The sequence below is a fragment of the Mycobacterium sp. 1164966.3 genome, from assembly GCF_001665395.1.
Classification (GTDB): domain Bacteria; phylum Actinomycetota; class Actinomycetes; order Mycobacteriales; family Mycobacteriaceae; genus Mycobacterium.
On sequence record NZ_LZSG01000019.1, the window covers coordinates 105829 to 121318 of the forward strand.

Consider the following 15490-nt stretch of genomic DNA (forward strand, 5'->3'; position numbering starts at 1 on the left):
TCGCCGGCCGCAATCGCCGGATAGTCGAGTTCATGACCGTCGAAACCCCCACTGCCAATGTCTTCGATCTCGCACTCCCATCCATCGCGTATCACGAGTCCCGCGATCACAACGAGGTCCATCGACTGATCCGGCAAGCCCGCCACCGCTCACCGATCGCGTTGGGTCCCTATGGACCCGAGGTGCTCACCTACGAGCTGGTGCGCATCGTGTTGCGCGATTCCCGGTTCGCCATGCCGCAAGGGATGGGCTTGGTGGTGCAGGGTATTACTTCCGGCCCGGTCTGGGACAAGGTATGCAAGCTGCTCATCAGCCTGAACGGCGCCGAGCATCGCCGGCTGCGCCGCCTGGTGTCCCGGGCGTTCACCCCGCGCGCCGCCGCACGGATGCGCACCGCATGCACTGACGTCATCACCGAGCTGGTTGACCAGCACACCGCCGCCGGGCACTGTGACATGGTCACCGACATCGCCCAGCCGTACCCGGTTCCCATCATCTGTGCCCTACTGGGCGCACCGCGGGAGGACTGGCAACGGTTCTGCACGTGGGCGGGCGACATCAGCAAGGCGTTCGGAGTCCATGTCGCCGAGGAGGAATCGACGATCCTGCGCGCCTGGGAACAACTCGAGGCCTACGTCGAGGACTTGATCGAGCGTCGACGACGGTCCTTGTCCGACGATCTCATCTCCGAACTCATCCGCGCGGAGGACAACGGAGACCGGCTCACCCACGACGAACTCGTCAGTCTCGTGGCCCTTCTGCTCAACGCCGGAACCGACACCACGCGAAACCAATTGGCCGCCGCCGTGCAAGTGCTCTGCGAGCACCCCGACCAATGGGCATTGCTCGCCGAACACCCCGAGCTGGCGCCGCAAGCCGTCGAAGAACTCATCCGCCACTCTCCGATCATCTACACGGCACTGCGTGTCGCCACCGGGGACGTCGTGCTCGGCGATGCCCTGATCCCTGCGGGGACCTACGTCATCGCCAATACCGCGTCCGCCAACCGCGACGAGGCCGTGTTCGACGATCCGGACCGTCTGGACATCACTCGCGACGGAGGCCCGGGCATCATGACCCTCGGCGGCGGTGCTCACTACTGCCTGGGCGCCCATCTGGCCAGGGTCGAACTCGTCGAGGCGCTGCGCGTCATCACGCGACGCATGCCCAACGCCCGTCGCGCCGGCGCACCATGGAAGCTGCCGACCGAACTGTCCGGCCCCACAACGCTTCCCGTTGAATTCGGCTAGCAGGACGAGCAGACGCAAAAGCCCCCGAATTCCACTCGAATTGGGGGCTTTTGCGTCTGCTCGTGCCATGGCATGTTGAGGATGATCAAAGGAGGAAGCAGACGTGGTCGGTATCGGACAGGCGGCGATGGGTGCGGCACCGGTTTTCGGTGGCGCGATGCTGGCCTTCGCGGCCGGGCAGTTCAGGGGCCCCGACTTCCGGGGAATGATCAAGCAGGACATGGACCTGCTTGATCGGCTGCCCCCAGACGCCACCGAAAGACGGGCCAACTTGCAGCGCAGCATCGACGACCGCATCGACGACCTGATCGACGCCGCCGACCGGGGGCGTTCGCTGCGCAGGGCGGCCACGTCGTACCACGGAAATTGGCGGGACGTGGTGCTTTTCCTGTGCGCTGTGCTGTTCACCATCGTCTGGTGGAACGTCAAACATGATCGCGCCAACTGGCTGCCGACGTTCATCGTGCTGATCCTGCTGTGTGTGGTGGCGGCCGGCTACGCGGTCCGGGGGGCGGTCCGCTCCACCGCGTCGTTGCTGCGACACCGGCCGCCCGCCGGAAACCCCCGGCCGAGTCGATAACTTCCTTAACTTATGTATTTTTGTAAATAAAGGCGCCCGGAGGCATTGCCCAGCGCCGGACCCGGGTGTCACGCTAGCTGCATGACAGACACCGAAGGTTTCGTCGACCAGGCAGTCATGGGCCTCGCTGAGCCACAACCCATGTACAAAGCGCTGCGCGAGTCGACTCCGGTATTTCGGGCGCCCCAGGCGGTGGTGCTCAGCCGTCTTGCCGACATCGAGATGGCGCTCAAGCGAACCGACCTGTTCTCGTCGAACATGGACGCCGTCGATCTCGGCAACGTGCGACCGCTGATCCCCCTGCAGGTCGACCCGCCCGACCACGCCAAATACCGCCGCATCCTGGACCCGCTGTTCACCCCGCGAGAGATGGCCCGCCGCGAACCGCTCGTCACCGACCTGGTGAATCAGATGATCGACGGCTTCGCCGACCGGGGCGAGTGCGACTTTCACGCCGAGTTCGCGGTTCCTCTTCCGTGCACGGTGTTCCTGCAGCTGCTGGGTCTGCCGCTGGACGACCTGGACAAGTTCCTGGACTGGAAGGATGGCGTGATCCGGCCCGAGGGCGCCACCGACTGGGATGGCCGCCACAACGCCTCAGCTCCGGTGGCGCAGCAGATCTACGACTACTTCGAGCGCGCCATCGACGACCACATCGCCAACCCGCGCGACGACGTGCTGTCCGCCATGATCGCGGCGAATGTGGAGAGCGAGGGCCGGCCACTGTCGCGCGACGAACTGCTCGACATCTGCTTCCTGTTTCTGATCGCCGGCCTGGACACGGTCACCGACTCGCTCGACTGTTTCTTCGTGTATCTCGCGCGACACCCCGACCACCGCCATCAGCTCATCGAGCAGCCCGACATCCTGCCGCACGCGATCGAAGAGTTGTTGCGTTGGGAGACGCCGGTGCCCGGGGTGGCCCGCGTCGCCATGCAGGACGTCGAGGTAGGCGGGTGCCCGGTCAGCAAAGGCGAACGGGTCAGCCCGCTGCTCGGCGCGGCCAATACCGACCCAGCCGAGTTCCCCGACCCGGAGCTGGTGGACTTCACCCGCAACCCCAACCGGCACCGTGCCTTTGGCGGGGGTCCGCACCGCTGCCTCGGATCCCACCTGGCCCGCATGGAATTACGAGTGGCTTTGCGCGAATTCCACCGGCGCATACCGGATTACGAGATCAAGCCCGGTACACAGCTGACCTACACCGCGGCGCTGCGATCGGTGGAGGCATTGCCGCTGGTATTCGGAGCACCGGCACGATGACTCACGTCTCGGTCGACCCCGACCGCTGTGTCGGGCATGGGCGTTGCTACACGCTGGCGCCTGACGTCTTCGATGCCGACGAGATCGGACACTCGGTCGTAGTGGTCGAAGACGTCTCCGGCGCAGCCGAGCAGCATGCTCGCATCGGCGAACAGAACTGCCCGGAACAGGCGATCACGCTCACGTCGTGAGCTCCGCTGTCGCACAAGGAGACTGGGCGTAGACCGGTCTGAGTTAAGCCCTGCCTGATTCCAGGCGCTACCCGCACGGCCAAAATCGGCGTGGATATGGCAGACACTTGCCGCCCGCGGGTCGTACGCTGACGCAAGGCCAGAGAAGGGACCCTGCCGATGGAACCGAACCAGCTCGATCCAGTAGCCAGTGAACGGTTGTCGCACGCTGCAAAGTCATGGACGTCCGACCTGTCGATCAACGAGTTCGCATTGCTGCACGGGGCCGGATTCGAACCCATCGAACTGGTGATGGGGGTGTCCGTCTATCACGTCGGCTTCCAGTTCAGCGGCATGCGGCAGCAGCAGGAGTTGGGCGTCCTCACCGAGGCGACGTATCGGGCGCGCTGGAATGCGATGGCGCGCATGCAAGCCGAAGCCGATGCCCTCAAGGCGGACGGGATCGTCGGCGTCCGCCTCAACTGGCGCCATCACGGCGAGGGCGGTGAGCATCTGGAGTTCATGGCGGTCGGCACCGCGGTGCGTTACACCGAAAAGCCCGGCGCATTCCGGCGCCCCAACGGACAGGCGTTCTCCAGCCATCTATCCGGCCAGGACATGGTGACGCTACTGCGATCCGGGTTCGCCCCGGTGGCTTTCGTGATGGGCAACTGCGTATTTCACATCGCAGTGCAGGGCTTCATGCAGACGCTGAAGCAAATGGGCCGCAACATGGAGATGCCGCAGTGGACACAGGGCAACTATCAAGCGCGTGAGCTGGCGATGTCGCGCATGCAGAGCGAGGCGGAACGCGACGGTGCAAATGGAGTGGTGGGCGTACATTTCGCCATTTCCAACTACGCCTGGGGCCTGCACACGGTGGAGTTTTACACGGCGGGAACCGCGGTGCGCCGCACCGGCAGCGGAGAGACGATCACTCCGTCGTTCGTCTTGCCCATGGACGGCTGATGGTCGACTTTGATCACGAGCGGGTGAGTCGGACCGTCGGGGCGGCACTGGCCGGTCCGGGCGGAGTCGCGTTGGTGGTGAAGGTGTTCGCGGGACTTCCGGGTGTGGTGCACACGCCCGCGCGACGCGGATTTCTGCGATCGCAGCCCGAGCGGATCCAGATCGGTGACTGGCGTTACGAGGTCAGCCACGACGGCCGCCTGCTGGCGGCGCACCTGATCAACGGCATCGTCATCGCCGAGGACGTTCTCCTCGCCGAGGAGGTCGGCCCGCACGTCGCGCGAGCGCTCGGGCAGATCGTCGCCCGATACGGCGCGAGTGTCATCCCGAACATCAATGCCGCCGTCGAGGTTCTCGGCACCAGCACCGGCTATTGATCCGCATCCTGGCGCCTTGGCGGTCACGCTGAACCGCTCGGGCGTCGGGCTCGTGTATTTCGCATGAGTCACGGCCGTCACGCCATGGGTAGTTCGGGCTCGTTGTTTTCCTCGATCGAAGCACTCACTGGCTTCGATCGGCCGGATCGCGGCCTGACCATCGAACCGCACGACGGGCAGCGCCAGCACCGGGTCAACGGCCATTCAGTTCCAGCGTTGGACAACATCAACCTGCGGCTCGACGGCCGGCAGTTCGCGTCGACGCTCGGAGCTTCCGGAGCGAGTAAGAGCACATTGCTGCATCTGCTCGGCGCGGTGATCGAAGCACTCGTCGCCGTCGATCAGCCGGATCGCGGCCTGACCATCGAACTACGCGATGTGGTGCGCCAATACCGAGTGGGCGGCCAGTCGGTCCGCGCGCTGGACAACATCAACCTGCGGCTCGATGGCGGACAGTTTGTGTCGATGGTTGGACCGTCGGGCGCGGGTAAGAGCACATTGCTGCATCTGCTCGGCGCGTTGGACTCCCCCGATTCGGGGTCGATCATCTTCGACGGCAAGGAGATCGGCCGGCTTGGCGATCAGCAGCAGTCCGAGTTTCGGCATCATCGGGTGGGATTCGTCTTCCAGTTCTTCAATTTGTTGCCCACGCTCTCGGCATGGGAGAACGTGGCCGTGCCGAAGCTGCTGGACGGGGTGCGGCTGGGCAAGGCCAAACCGGATGCGGTTCGGTTGCTGGAGCGGGTCGGGCTCGGCGACCGAATCGAGCACCGGCCTTCGGAGCTGTCCGGCGGCCAAATGCAGCGTGTCGCGGTGGCGCGGGCGTTGATGATGGATCCCCCGCTGATCCTCGCCGACGAGCCGACCGGAAATCTCGATTCCGCAACGGGCGCTTCGATCTTGGAACTTCTGGCCGAAGTCGCACACGAGGAGGGGCACGGCCGGCTGGTGGTGATGGTGACCCACAACCCAGAGGCGGCGCAGGCGACGGATCGGGTTATCACACTGCAGGACGGCAAAGTCGGTTCCGACGAGTCATTGCTGGTCCCGTGCTGAGACCCGGCTCGGCGATCGCTGCCGCGGCCAGCCGGCTGCGGCTGTTCAGCCTGCGCGAACTCGCGGTCCATCGTCGACGCACGATCGCCTCGATCGCGGTGATGGCGGTGTCCGCAATGTACTTGGTGGCGATATTCGGCATCTTCGGGTCTATCACCGGTTCAGTGAACCGGCTGGCCGACGGCGTAGCCGGCATCGCCTCCCTGGAGGTGTCAGGCATCACCGACGCGGGATTTCCCGACACCATCACGGCCGACGTGGCCGCGGTCCCCGGTGTCGCGGTCGCGGCACCCATGATCCGGACGTCGGCGTCCACCGCGTCCGGTCACGTGCTGCTGTTCGGCGCCGACCAGAGCATCGCCGCGCTCGGCAGCGCACTCAAAGACGCCGTGTCGGGCCAGCTGACAAGCCCGTCGGATCCTCCCGACGGCGTCCGCGTCGGTCCGGCTGTGGGCTATGCGAAAGGCGCGACGTTCCAACTTGGTTCGGGATCGGTCACCGTCATCGAGGTGCTCGGCGGTAAGCGGCAGGCCGATCTCAACGGCGGGCACTATGTCCTCGCCCCACTTGCATTGGCGCAGAACATCACCGGGCGGCAGGGTCAGCTCGACTCCATCCTGATCACTGTCAAACCCGGCACCGATCTGGATCAGGTTCGCAAAGCGGTCGTCGCCGCCGTCAACGGCCGGGCAGTTGTGGCCGACCCCAGTATGCGGGCGACGCGGGCCGGCGACGGTGTCAAGATGATGAACTATATGGCGCTGATGGGCGCGATGGTCGCGTTGATGGTCGGCGCCTTTCTGATCTACACCACGATGACGATGGCGATCACGCAGCGCCGCCCGGTCATCTCGATGCTGCGCGCGATCGGCGGCCGTCGCGTCACCATCGTTCGTGACATGCTCGCCGAAGCGGCGGTGCTCGGACTTTTCGGTGGTGCCATCGGATCGGCCGCCGGAATCCTGCTGGGCCGCATAGCCATTGGCCGATTGCCAGCGGCCATGACTCAAGGGCTGGAGGCCCGCGTCGAATACTGGCTGCCTGCCTATGCGGTACCGGCGGCGCTGGCGGCCACCGCGCTCACCAGCGTGGTGGCCTCGGCGATGGCGACCCGGCAGGTGTACAAGGTCTCGCCGATCGAGGCATTGGCGCCAGTCGGCGTCTCGGCCGCCGATCGCGTGCCACGATGGCTACGAATCGTAACCGGGATCGGCGCCGGCGTTGTTCTGGCGGCCTCGATGCTGATCGTCGTCAGTCAGCGCGGCGTGGTGGCGTTCGCCGCGATGTCGGCAGTGTTCAGTGCCGAAGTGGCGCTTGGCTTCGCGCTCACCGCGCTGATCGTAAAGGCCACTGCCGCGACGGCCCGAGTGTTCGGCTCCTCCGGGGCATTGGCGGCGGCGACGATCGAACGCGCGCCGCGACGGGTGTGGGCGACGGTGATGACGGTCCTCATCGCGGTCGTCACGACCATCGCGATCACCGGCACCAACACTGACATGATCCGCTCGGCGCGGGGCATCTTCTCGTCGGTCGCCGACGTCCCGGTCTGGGTGAGCGCAAATCCCCCGGACAGCTACCCCACCGATGCTCTGCCGCAAGGTCTTTCGGAAAAGGTCGCCGCGGTGCCGGGCGTCGCACACGTCACCGAGGGCGCATTCGGGTTCGCCGAGGTCGGCGGCACCCGGGTGATGCTGGACGGGTTCTCCGCGGGAACCGCCGACGCCCTCTTCCACGCGCTCGACAACCGGGTTCGCGCCGACGTGCTCGACGGGCGAGGGGTAGTGCTGACCCAGAACCTCGGCAAGGTGCTGCACGTTCGGGCTGGTGATCGACTACGCATGCAGACGCCGCGCGGCGTGCAAGAGACGACCGTGTTGGCTCTGGTGCCGTACTTCTCGACGGTCATCGGGACGGTCGGAATGAGCCTGGATCAAATGCGCACCTGGTTCGACCGTCCGGCGGCCACCGTATTGCAGGTTTCGGCCGACCCAGGCGTCGATCCGCGGCACCTGCTGACCGAGGTTCGCCGGGTGGTGCCGGCGCCGAACTACGTTTACGACGGTCACGCCGAGCTGGCCGGCCTCGAGGCGCCGATGCGCCAAAGCATGTTCATTGCGAATGCCGTCTGGGTCATCGTTGTGTTGGTGGCCGCGGTCGCGCTGCTCAACACCCTGACGCTGTCGGTGCTGGAACGGCGTCGTGAAATCGGTGTGCTGCGGGCGATGGGATCCAGCCGCCGGTTCACCCTGCGGATGGTTCTGGTCGAAGCGGTAGGTATCGGCGTGGTCGGAGGGGTGTTGGGACTGCTGTTCGGCGTGACGGACCAGTGGCTGTTCAGCCTGGTCAGTGGCGAGATGATGAGCTTCCAAGTCAGCTTCCGGCCAAACGCGATGATGCTGGTCTTCACGATCGGCGCCTTGGCGATCAGCTTGCTCGGCAGCGTGCCACCCGCGCGGTGCGCGGCACGACTCAACATCATCGAAGCCGTCAGCGTCGACTAGAACCCACGTCGGGCGAACCGAGATCCATTCGGAATGGCGGGTATTCGTCCCGCATCAAGGAAACATAGACCGCAACCCGATAACGCCATCGCGCGATGCCCAGGAGGAGCTCGAAGATGCCGCGCGGGATCGTTCCGGTACACAACAACGCCAGCGCGGTGATTGGGGCAAGCACCTGCAACAACGGCTCCATCGCCCAGCACAGCAGTATTTGCGGCAGCGCCAGCAGCCACCACTTCACCAGCACAGCCCAATTCGACAGCCGCTCCGGATAATCCACCTCTAGATCGCCCGGGTAGTCGGGCCGGGACGCGAGGGTGAAGGGCGGGTACCTGTCGGTGCTGTTCATCGGGAAGCGGTAATTCATGACGCGCCAGGACCACCGCAGCACGCCGACGTTGAAGTCGAATATCGGACGCGGATACCGTCCGGTGCACAAGATGGCAACGCCGGCAACAATTGTCAGCACCGGATACACCAGATAAAGCGCTATCAATATCGGGTAATGCGGGACGGCCAGCACGCACCACTTGACCAGCCAGAGCCAGCGCGAGGGGGCGTCGAAATCACCTCGAACGCGCACCGGATAGCCCGCATCGCTCATCGCTGTGCCGAGTGGATCGGGGCCCGGATCGGATTGTTCGCAGCGAGGTCTCGGCTGATCCGCGCCGACAACCGGCGGTGACTGGTAGACCGCAGAAACGTGGTCAGGGCCCAGGTGTGCAACCGGTCGGACATCAAAGCCGCCGGTCGCAGCAAGGACTCACCATGGGCGACCTGAAGCGACGCCACCCGCGACACCGCCGCCACCCTGCGCCGCCTGGTCTTCTCGTACCAGCGCAGCGCGCTCGGCACATCGCCGAACCTGGTGCCTCGCCGGAGATCTGAGAGCGCCGCGCACAACACCATCGTGTCGAGCAACGCCTGATTGGTGCCCTGCGCAAGCGTCGGCGGCATCGTATGGGCGGCATCACCGAGCAACGTCAGCACTCCTTGGCCCGGTGCGGGAATCGGATGCCGAAAATGCGGGAACGGCGAAGCCGCCAGGTCGTCGTCGCTGAGTTTCGCGAGTAGCAGGTCCACCGCGTCGGTCCAGCCACCGAAGTTCTCGCGGATTACGTCGATCGGGCGCATCGGCCTGACGAAGTCGGACGACCACGGCAAATCGAACCACCACTGCAGCTCGCGCTCACCCGCGGGCCAGAGACCGAGATTCCCGCGGTCGCCGATTACGATCAGTCCGACCTGCTTGTCGGCGAGGTCCGGGAATTCGGCCAGCCCCTGCCAGCTGCACCAACCGGTCGGCCTCGCATTCGGCGCACCGACCACTTCGCGAATGGTCGAGTGCAGTCCGTCGGCACCGATGAGCAAATCGCCCTCGGCCGTGCTGCCGTCTTCGAATTCGACCCGCACGCCGCCGCGCCGCGTGGTGATCCCGACCGCGCGGCAGCCGCAGCGGATGCGTTCTGCCGGAAAACCATCCAGCAGTCTCTCTAGCAGGACTCGGCGCGGCACCATCCGCACCGGCGCCCCGAGCCGGTTCTCCATCGCTGCCACGTCCACAGTGGCGAGCCGACGGCCGCTCGATGTCAGCACCCGAACACCGGACAGCAACTGACCGGCCCCCTTCATGTCCACGCCCAACTGCCGCAACACGGTCTCGCCGTTGGACCAGATCGTCACCGCACCGCCACCAACCTGCACGTTCGACCGCTGGTCGAAGACGGCGACGTCATGACCGTCGCGCAGCAAGCCCCGGGCCACGGAGATCCCGGCTACGGCGGCGCCGACCACCAGCACCCGAAGCGGTCGCCGCGGTGTGCCGACCGCTTCGCCGACGGGCGCGCTCAACGTGGGTGGTAGACAACTGACATGACTGTCGGCGCCAGCGCGATCACGCTCTTTCATCCGCCCTCCGATCCGCAGCTATTCGACCGGTGGGTGACCGGATACCTTGCTTCGGCGCGTCACTGCGTTGGTCACGTATCCGCACGCCAATCGGTTCAGAACGGTGGCCAGCTCGATTGGGCGGTCGAGGTCTCTTTCGACAGCGCCGAGCTGCTCGATGCCTGGCTCGACAGCGATGAGCGCCAAGCCCTGCTCGTCGACGGTCAAGCGCAGGGATGTTGGCGCTCCGCCGCCGATCTGATCCTCGCGCGTGGCGAGCTGCCACCGGCCAACACAGGCGTCTTCCTGCATAGCGTGACTCCCGGCAAGGAATCCGAATTCATCTCGGCGCAAAGCGATCTCACGAACGTCAGCTCCGGCTTCCCGGGATATCAAGGCACCGCGCTGTTTCCGGCGGATTCGTCCGGCCAGTGGATGTCGGTGCTCCGATTCCGGACGGCGGGTCAGCTGACGGGGTGGATCGGCTCCCGCGAGCGCCGCGAGGCGCTGCCTCGGTTGCGCGGCGAACTGACCCGAGACTTCGCCGAGCTGTCACGTAGCGCGCCGTTCGGCTCGACGGTCCGAGTGGCCGACGGGCAAACCAGGATCACGCCGGCATGGAAGACGGCGATGCTGGTGGTGCTGTGCCTGTACCCCACGGTGATTCTGCTTTCCAAGTCGCTGGCGCCGGCCCTCAGCCACGCCGGCGTCGGACAGGCACTGGCGGTGTTCATCGGCAACGTCATCAGCGTCGTATTGCTGCAGTGGGTGCTCGTCCCGGCGGCGTCACGGCCGTTTCGGCGCTGGCTCGATCCCATCGATGGCACTTCGGCACGTATCAGCGTGGCCGGAGCCGCGGTGCTCGCCGTCGCCTATGCCGCATTGGTGCTGATCTTCACGCTCGTCGGATAGCTGGGCGGCCAACCGCCAATCATGGTGTGCAGCAAACCCGCCATGCCAGGTCTCCTATCGTCGGCATCGCAACGCGAGGTAGTGTGCGATGCGATGAGAATCTCTCATACGGTGGTCGCCGGTCTGACAGCGGTGAGCCTGGTGCTGATGGCGGACGGTTGCAGCGGTAAGCCCACGCCGACCGCGGGTAGCCACGGTCCGGCGCCGACGTCGTCGGCCGCCGGCAAGCCGTCCGATTACGCCAAATTGTTGATCCAGGCCACCGATATCGTCGCGCCAGAACCGTTCACGGCCGGCCCGCAAACCAACGATCCCAATGGCCAACCGGGTGTCGCGACGACGTTCAGCACGCAGGACGGTCTTCACGTCATTCACGACACAATCCAGGTCTTGTCGGACGGCGCCGCCGCCACGAATGCGCTGAACGCGGCGAAGGGCGCGCAGGCCAACACCTTGAAACACCCGGCCACGCAACCCGCCAAGATCGGCGGCGGCGGCGCGACGATCACGGGCAACGCACTGGACCACTCCAAGGGTGTGACGATACTGATGTTCACCGAGGGCAAGGCGTTCGTCACACTGCAATTCGATGGCCCGGTCGACTCGCTGGCGCCGCCGGATTTTGTCAACGACGTCGGTCAGAAACAGGACGCGGCCGTCAAGAAGGGCCTCGGCGGCTGACCGTTGCGCTGCCCGTTGCGCTGCCCGTTGAGCCCGGCCCTCAATGAAACGGAGTCGACATGGACGACGGCGTGCACGGACACTGCGACAGCACATTCGACAACGTGCGCGCCGTGCTGGCGGACAACGTCGCCTCCGGCGAAGAGGTTGGCGCATGCATCGCGATCGATATCGACGGTGAATCGGTCGTCGATATGTGGAGTGGCTGCACGGACTTCGCGCGCACGCGGGCCTGGAACAAGGACACCATCGTCAACGTGTGGTCCTCCACGAAGACGGTCACCAGTCTGGCCGGCCTGATGCTCGTCGATCGCGGTCTGGTGAAATTGGATACGCCGGTCGCCCGATACTGGCCGGAATTCGCGACAAACGGCAAGCAGGACATCACGTTTCGCCATCTGCTATCCCATACATCGGGTGTTTCCGGCTGGGATGCGCCGTTTAGCACCGAAGACATGTACGACTGGGACAAGTCCACGGCGGCGCTGGCCGCCCAAGCTCCGTGGTGGGAGCCGGGAACCGCGTCGGGCTATCACGCGCACAATCAAGGCCACCTCATCGGCGAGGTGATGCGGCGGGCCACCGGGCGCTCGCTCAAGCAGTTCGTCCGAGACGAAATCGCCGGCCCGCTCGGCGCAGACTTCCAGATCGGTGCCACGCGTGCGGATTACGACCGCATCGCTGAGATCGTCCCGCCGCCACCGCTGGAGTTGCCGCTGGAAATGCTTCCCGAAGACAGCCCGATGCGCAAAACCTTCAGCGGACCACCACCCAACGCCGACGCCGCTAACACGCCGGCCTGGCGCGAGGCCGATCTGGGCGCACTCAACGGCCATGGCAACGCGCGTTCGTTGGCGACCATATTGTAGGCAGTTTCGTTGGGCGGCACGACACGTGAGGTCGAGCTGCTTAAGCCCGAGACCGTCGAGCTGATCTTCGAGGAGCAGGCCAACGGTGTCGACCTCGTCCTGCCCGCACCCATTCGGTGGGGTGTCGGTTATGCGCTGGCGAAAAACGAGGCACTCCCCTATGTTCCGGACGAGAAGATCTGTTTCTGGGGTGGATGGGGCGGCTCGATGGTGGTGATGTGCCCGGATCGCCGCACCACCATCTCCTACGTGATGAACAAGATGGGCCCTGGGATTCTGGGCTCGGACCGGATGGCGGCCTACGGGGCGCTGATATTCCACGCGCTCACATCGTTGGCGTGAGCGTTCAGCTCGATTCCGCACTGGCCGCAGGCTCGGCGAGCAACCTGTCGCAGGGTAACGTTCGATACGTCTTAGCCTTCTAGAAAGACCCCCATGCCCCACACCCTTACTGCCAGCGGCACGGTCCTCGACATTCCCGACGAACCGGACTGGGCGCGCATGCGTTCCGAGACCGGCGCGCGGCTGCACACAGCAATGGCGGAATACGGCGTCGACGCGCTGATTCTGTTGATGAACAGCCATGTCCAATACGCAACCGGGGTCAGTTGGCCGCTGCTGGACGCCGGTCTGTCGCACGTGGAGCGCCCGGTGGCGGTCGTGCTGGCCGAGGACGTGCATCCGCATCTATTCCTGCCTTTCCGGAGTGGGGCTGCGTCGGAGCCACCGGGTCCGGCCGACCATCTGCACGGCCCGGTGTATCTCGAATTCGACTACGGCGTAGCCGATTTCGCTCGCACGCTCGCCGAGTTGATACCGCCAGATTCGACCATCGCGGTTGACGAGCTGACCGGCGCGATGCGCCGTTCGGCGGCGTCGCTGTTTCCGTCGGGCCCGCCGTCCGATGCAGCTGTCGTGGTCGGCGCCGCGCAGCTGATCAAGACCCGTGACGAGGTCTCGTGCATTCGCCGGGCGTCCCGGATCACCGAACAGGCCATGGCCGATGTGCAGCAAGCGCTGGCGCCGGGCGTGCGGCAGATCGATCTTTCGGCCGCGCTGGTGCGCCGTGCGTTCGAGCTGGGTGCGACCGCCAACATGCTGGAAGCCATCTGGCAGGTGATGCCGGCCTCACGCGACGCCGGCGTGTGGACGACCCACGGCGATCTGGCGCTGCCGCTGCTGCCCACCGACCGTGAACTGGAAGCCGGTGACGTGCTCTGGACCGACATCAGCTTCAGTTACGCCGGATACTGTTCAGATTTCGGCCGCACCTGGTTGGTCGGCGCGCAACCCATGGCAGCGCAGCAGGACCAATTCAGGCAGTGGAGATCGATTTTGGACGCGGTGTTGGCGGTGACGAGGGCTGGTGCCACTTCAGGAGATCTGGCTCGCGCGGCGATCGCCGCCTACGGTGGCCGAAAACCATGGCTGCCGCACTTCTATCTGGGCCACGGCATCGGGACCTATCCCGCCGAAACCCCAATGATCGGAACCGATCTGGGTGAGGAGTTCGACGACAACTTCGTCTTTCCGCCCGGCATGGTCCTGGTCCTGGAACCCGTGGTGTGGGAGGACGGTACCGGTGGCTATCGCAGTGAGGAGATCGTGGTGATCACCGAAGACGGCTACACGCCGATCACCGACTACCCCTACTCGCCCTACGGTGACTGAGCCCATGACAACTGAGGTGGTGCCCGACGCCCGGAAATTACGGATCGGGCGCCGGGAACGCGCACTGGCCCAAATGCAGGCGCACGACCTTGACATTCTGGTGCTCGGGCGGCAGGCCAACGTGCGCTATGTCACCGGCGCCCCGCAGCTGTGGATCGCGGGCACACGACCGTTCGGCCCGGTCTGCGTCGTGGTCCGCGCCACCGGCGAGATCTACCTCAACACCACCGACGACGAAGGCGTCCCCGAGGAAATCGGCCACGATCACCTTTACGGATTGACCTGGAACCCGCTGACCCTGATCGACGTATTGAAGAAGATCGACGGGGCAGAATCGGCGAGGCGCGTCGGAACCGACGCGATCACACCCACTTTCGCCACGCTTCTGCCCGACGCGTTTCCCAACGCCGAGCTGGTCGACGGTGAGTTGGCCATGCGAGCGGCGCGGCGCATCAAAACGCCCGACGAGATCGCGGCCATCGGGGAGGCCCTTCGCATTGCCGAGGGCGGGCTCGCCGCCGGGGTAGCCGAATTGCGCGCGGGGCTGGCTGAGCGGCAGATGGCCGGGGCAGTCCTGGAAGCCATGGCCGCAGGCGGTGTGAGCGCGCCTGCCACCCAGGATGCCGCGTGGGTGACCTCGCGCGAACATCCGTGGCGGCGCGCGCGGCCGCACGGTCCAGTGCGAGACGGCGACCTCGTCGCATTCGCCGCCGGCGTATTGGCCGGCGGTTACGTCGGCGAGGTCGGGCGCACATGGCCGGTCGGCGAGGCAGGGCCTGAAGTGCGCGAGCTGTTTCAACGCTCGAATACGCTGTACGACAGAATGATTGCGGCCTGTCGCCCCGGCGCCTCCACCCGCGGACTGCTCGCGGCCTATGAAGCGGCCGACGAGCCCATTCCGCCAATGCCGGTCGCGCACGGGCTGGGGCTCGGGTTCGATCCGCCTGTGGTTTCTGAGATGCTTTCTGCCGCAGATGCACACGAGAACCTGGAGCCCGGGATGGTGCTGGCGATCACGGCCTACGTGTGGCAGGAAGGCCTCGGAGCGGTCCTTCGCCGAGACACCATTTGCATCACCGTAGACGGCGTTGATGTGCTGACCACCAGCCCCTTGTGGGGCGACGCATCGTAGGCCGCCGCAAGCTATATCTGACCTTGTGTCAAACGGGTTCGTCGTCGTCGTGTAGGAATCGTTCGGGGTGGTGAAACGCGTTCGTTCGTGGCTGTCCGTGGTCGAGGTGTGGCGGTGGTATCCATTCGGTTTGGCCGTGGCTGTTGGTGCGGGTGGTCCAGCCTTTTTCGGC

General features: G+C 65.5%; 14 protein-coding genes and 1 pseudogene. 13 read left to right on the forward strand and 2 right to left on the reverse strand.

The genetic code is table 11. From position 1 onward, the window contains the following. The first annotated feature begins 32 nt into the window (after nucleotides 1-32). From A9W99_RS06820 to A9W99_RS06855, 8 genes are all read left to right on the forward strand, one after another. Nucleotides 33-1250 carry a cytochrome P450 gene (locus tag A9W99_RS06820; protein ID WP_067375154.1) on the forward strand — a complete coding sequence of 406 codons (1218 nt, stop codon included), beginning with the start codon at nucleotides 33-35 and terminating at the stop codon, nucleotides 1248-1250. 127 nt (nucleotides 1251-1377) lie between these two features. After that, the gene (locus A9W99_RS06825; RefSeq protein WP_172828821.1) at nucleotides 1378-1830 is read left to right on the forward strand and encodes a hypothetical protein; all 453 of its coding nucleotides are present in this window, start codon (nucleotides 1378-1380) and stop codon (nucleotides 1828-1830) included. 81 nt (nucleotides 1831-1911) lie between these two features. Beyond that, nucleotides 1912-3093 (forward strand): cytochrome P450, encoded by a 1182-nt coding sequence (locus A9W99_RS06830; RefSeq protein WP_067375117.1) that lies wholly within the window; start codon nucleotides 1912-1914, stop codon nucleotides 3091-3093. Beyond that, the gene (locus A9W99_RS06835; protein ID WP_067375119.1) at nucleotides 3090-3284 is read left to right on the forward strand and encodes a ferredoxin; all 195 of its coding nucleotides are present in this window, start codon (nucleotides 3090-3092) and stop codon (nucleotides 3282-3284) included. Before A9W99_RS06830 ends, A9W99_RS06835 begins: the two co-directional genes overlap by 4 nt. A 159-nt stretch (nucleotides 3285-3443) precedes the next feature. Further along, complete coding sequence (locus A9W99_RS06840; protein WP_067375121.1) at nucleotides 3444-4232, forward strand: heavy metal-binding domain-containing protein; 789 nt, start codon at nucleotides 3444-3446, stop codon at nucleotides 4230-4232. Next, complete coding sequence (locus tag A9W99_RS06845) at nucleotides 4232-4609, forward strand: DUF5073 family protein (protein ID WP_067375123.1); 378 nt, start codon at nucleotides 4232-4234, stop codon at nucleotides 4607-4609. The genes A9W99_RS06840 and A9W99_RS06845 overlap by 1 nt, the downstream gene beginning before the upstream one ends. Before the next feature lie 357 nt (nucleotides 4610-4966). Continuing rightward, entirely contained in the window at nucleotides 4967-5665 is a 699-nt protein-coding gene (locus tag A9W99_RS06850; protein ID WP_067375156.1) for an ABC transporter ATP-binding protein, read from the forward strand. Next, nucleotides 5662-8166, forward strand: a complete 2505-nt coding sequence (locus tag A9W99_RS06855) for an ABC transporter permease (protein ID WP_067375158.1) — start codon at nucleotides 5662-5664, stop codon at nucleotides 8164-8166. Before A9W99_RS06850 ends, A9W99_RS06855 begins: the two co-directional genes overlap by 4 nt. Here the strand turns inward: A9W99_RS06855 and A9W99_RS06860 are convergent. Next, complete coding sequence (locus A9W99_RS06860) at nucleotides 8153-8770, reverse strand: DUF4389 domain-containing protein (RefSeq protein ID WP_067375125.1); 618 nt, start codon at nucleotides 8768-8770, stop codon at nucleotides 8153-8155. The genes A9W99_RS06855 and A9W99_RS06860 overlap by 14 nt on opposite strands. Continuing rightward, nucleotides 8767-9966: an NAD(P)/FAD-dependent oxidoreductase gene (locus A9W99_RS06865; RefSeq protein ID WP_067375160.1), complete on the reverse strand. Its 1200-nt coding sequence runs from the start codon at nucleotides 9964-9966 to the stop codon at nucleotides 8767-8769. The genes A9W99_RS06860 and A9W99_RS06865 overlap by 4 nt, the downstream gene beginning before the upstream one ends. A 72-nt stretch (nucleotides 9967-10038) precedes the next feature. Here A9W99_RS06865 and A9W99_RS06870 point away from each other — a divergent pair, with 72 nt between their 5' ends. The 5 genes and pseudogenes from A9W99_RS06870 to A9W99_RS06890 all read left to right on the forward strand — a co-directional run bounded on the left by A9W99_RS06870 (nucleotide 10039) and on the right by A9W99_RS06890 (nucleotide 15318). Beyond that, nucleotides 10039-10965 (forward strand): hypothetical protein, encoded by a 927-nt coding sequence (locus A9W99_RS06870; protein WP_082929869.1) that lies wholly within the window; start codon nucleotides 10039-10041, stop codon nucleotides 10963-10965. A 93-nt stretch (nucleotides 10966-11058) separates the two neighbouring features. Further along, nucleotides 11059-11646 (forward strand): hypothetical protein, encoded by a 588-nt coding sequence (locus tag A9W99_RS06875; RefSeq protein WP_067375127.1) that lies wholly within the window; start codon nucleotides 11059-11061, stop codon nucleotides 11644-11646. Between the two features lie 59 nt (nucleotides 11647-11705). Continuing rightward, a pseudogene (locus tag A9W99_RS06880) lies at nucleotides 11706-12857 on the forward strand (serine hydrolase domain-containing protein). Between the two features lie 93 nt (nucleotides 12858-12950). After that, the gene (locus A9W99_RS06885) at nucleotides 12951-14186 is read left to right on the forward strand and encodes a Xaa-Pro peptidase family protein (RefSeq protein WP_067375129.1); all 1236 of its coding nucleotides are present in this window, start codon (nucleotides 12951-12953) and stop codon (nucleotides 14184-14186) included. Between the two features lie 4 nt (nucleotides 14187-14190). Then, entirely contained in the window at nucleotides 14191-15318 is a 1128-nt protein-coding gene (locus A9W99_RS06890) for a Xaa-Pro peptidase family protein (protein WP_067375131.1), read from the forward strand. Nucleotides 15319-15490 lie beyond the last annotated feature (172 nt).

Excerpts from the sequence above, each read along its gene's own strand:
- A9W99_RS06820 (WP_067375154.1), top strand. The coding sequence starts at position 33 with ATGACCGTCGAAACCCCCACTGCCAATGTCTTCGATCTCGCACTCCCA.
- A9W99_RS06870 (WP_082929869.1), top strand. The coding sequence starts at position 10,039 with ATGACTGTCGGCGCCAGCGCGATCACGCTCTTTCATCCGCCCTCCGAT.
- A9W99_RS06885 (WP_067375129.1), top strand. The coding sequence starts at position 12,951 with ATGCCCCACACCCTTACTGCCAGCGGCACGGTCCTCGACATTCCCGAC.
- A9W99_RS06875 (WP_067375127.1), top strand. The coding sequence starts at position 11,059 with ATGAGAATCTCTCATACGGTGGTCGCCGGTCTGACAGCGGTGAGCCTG.
- A9W99_RS06890 (WP_067375131.1), top strand. The coding sequence starts at position 14,191 with ATGACAACTGAGGTGGTGCCCGACGCCCGGAAATTACGGATCGGGCGC.
- A9W99_RS06845 (WP_067375123.1), top strand. The coding sequence starts at position 4,232 with ATGGTCGACTTTGATCACGAGCGGGTGAGTCGGACCGTCGGGGCGGCA.
- A9W99_RS06860 (WP_067375125.1), bottom strand. The coding sequence starts at position 8,770 with ATGAGCGATGCGGGCTATCCGGTGCGCGTTCGAGGTGATTTCGACGCC.
- A9W99_RS06835 (WP_067375119.1), top strand. The coding sequence starts at position 3,090 with ATGACTCACGTCTCGGTCGACCCCGACCGCTGTGTCGGGCATGGGCGT.
- A9W99_RS06830 (WP_067375117.1), top strand. The coding sequence starts at position 1,912 with ATGACAGACACCGAAGGTTTCGTCGACCAGGCAGTCATGGGCCTCGCT.
- A9W99_RS06840 (WP_067375121.1), top strand. The coding sequence starts at position 3,444 with ATGGAACCGAACCAGCTCGATCCAGTAGCCAGTGAACGGTTGTCGCAC.
- A9W99_RS06825 (WP_172828821.1), top strand. The coding sequence starts at position 1,378 with ATGGGTGCGGCACCGGTTTTCGGTGGCGCGATGCTGGCCTTCGCGGCC.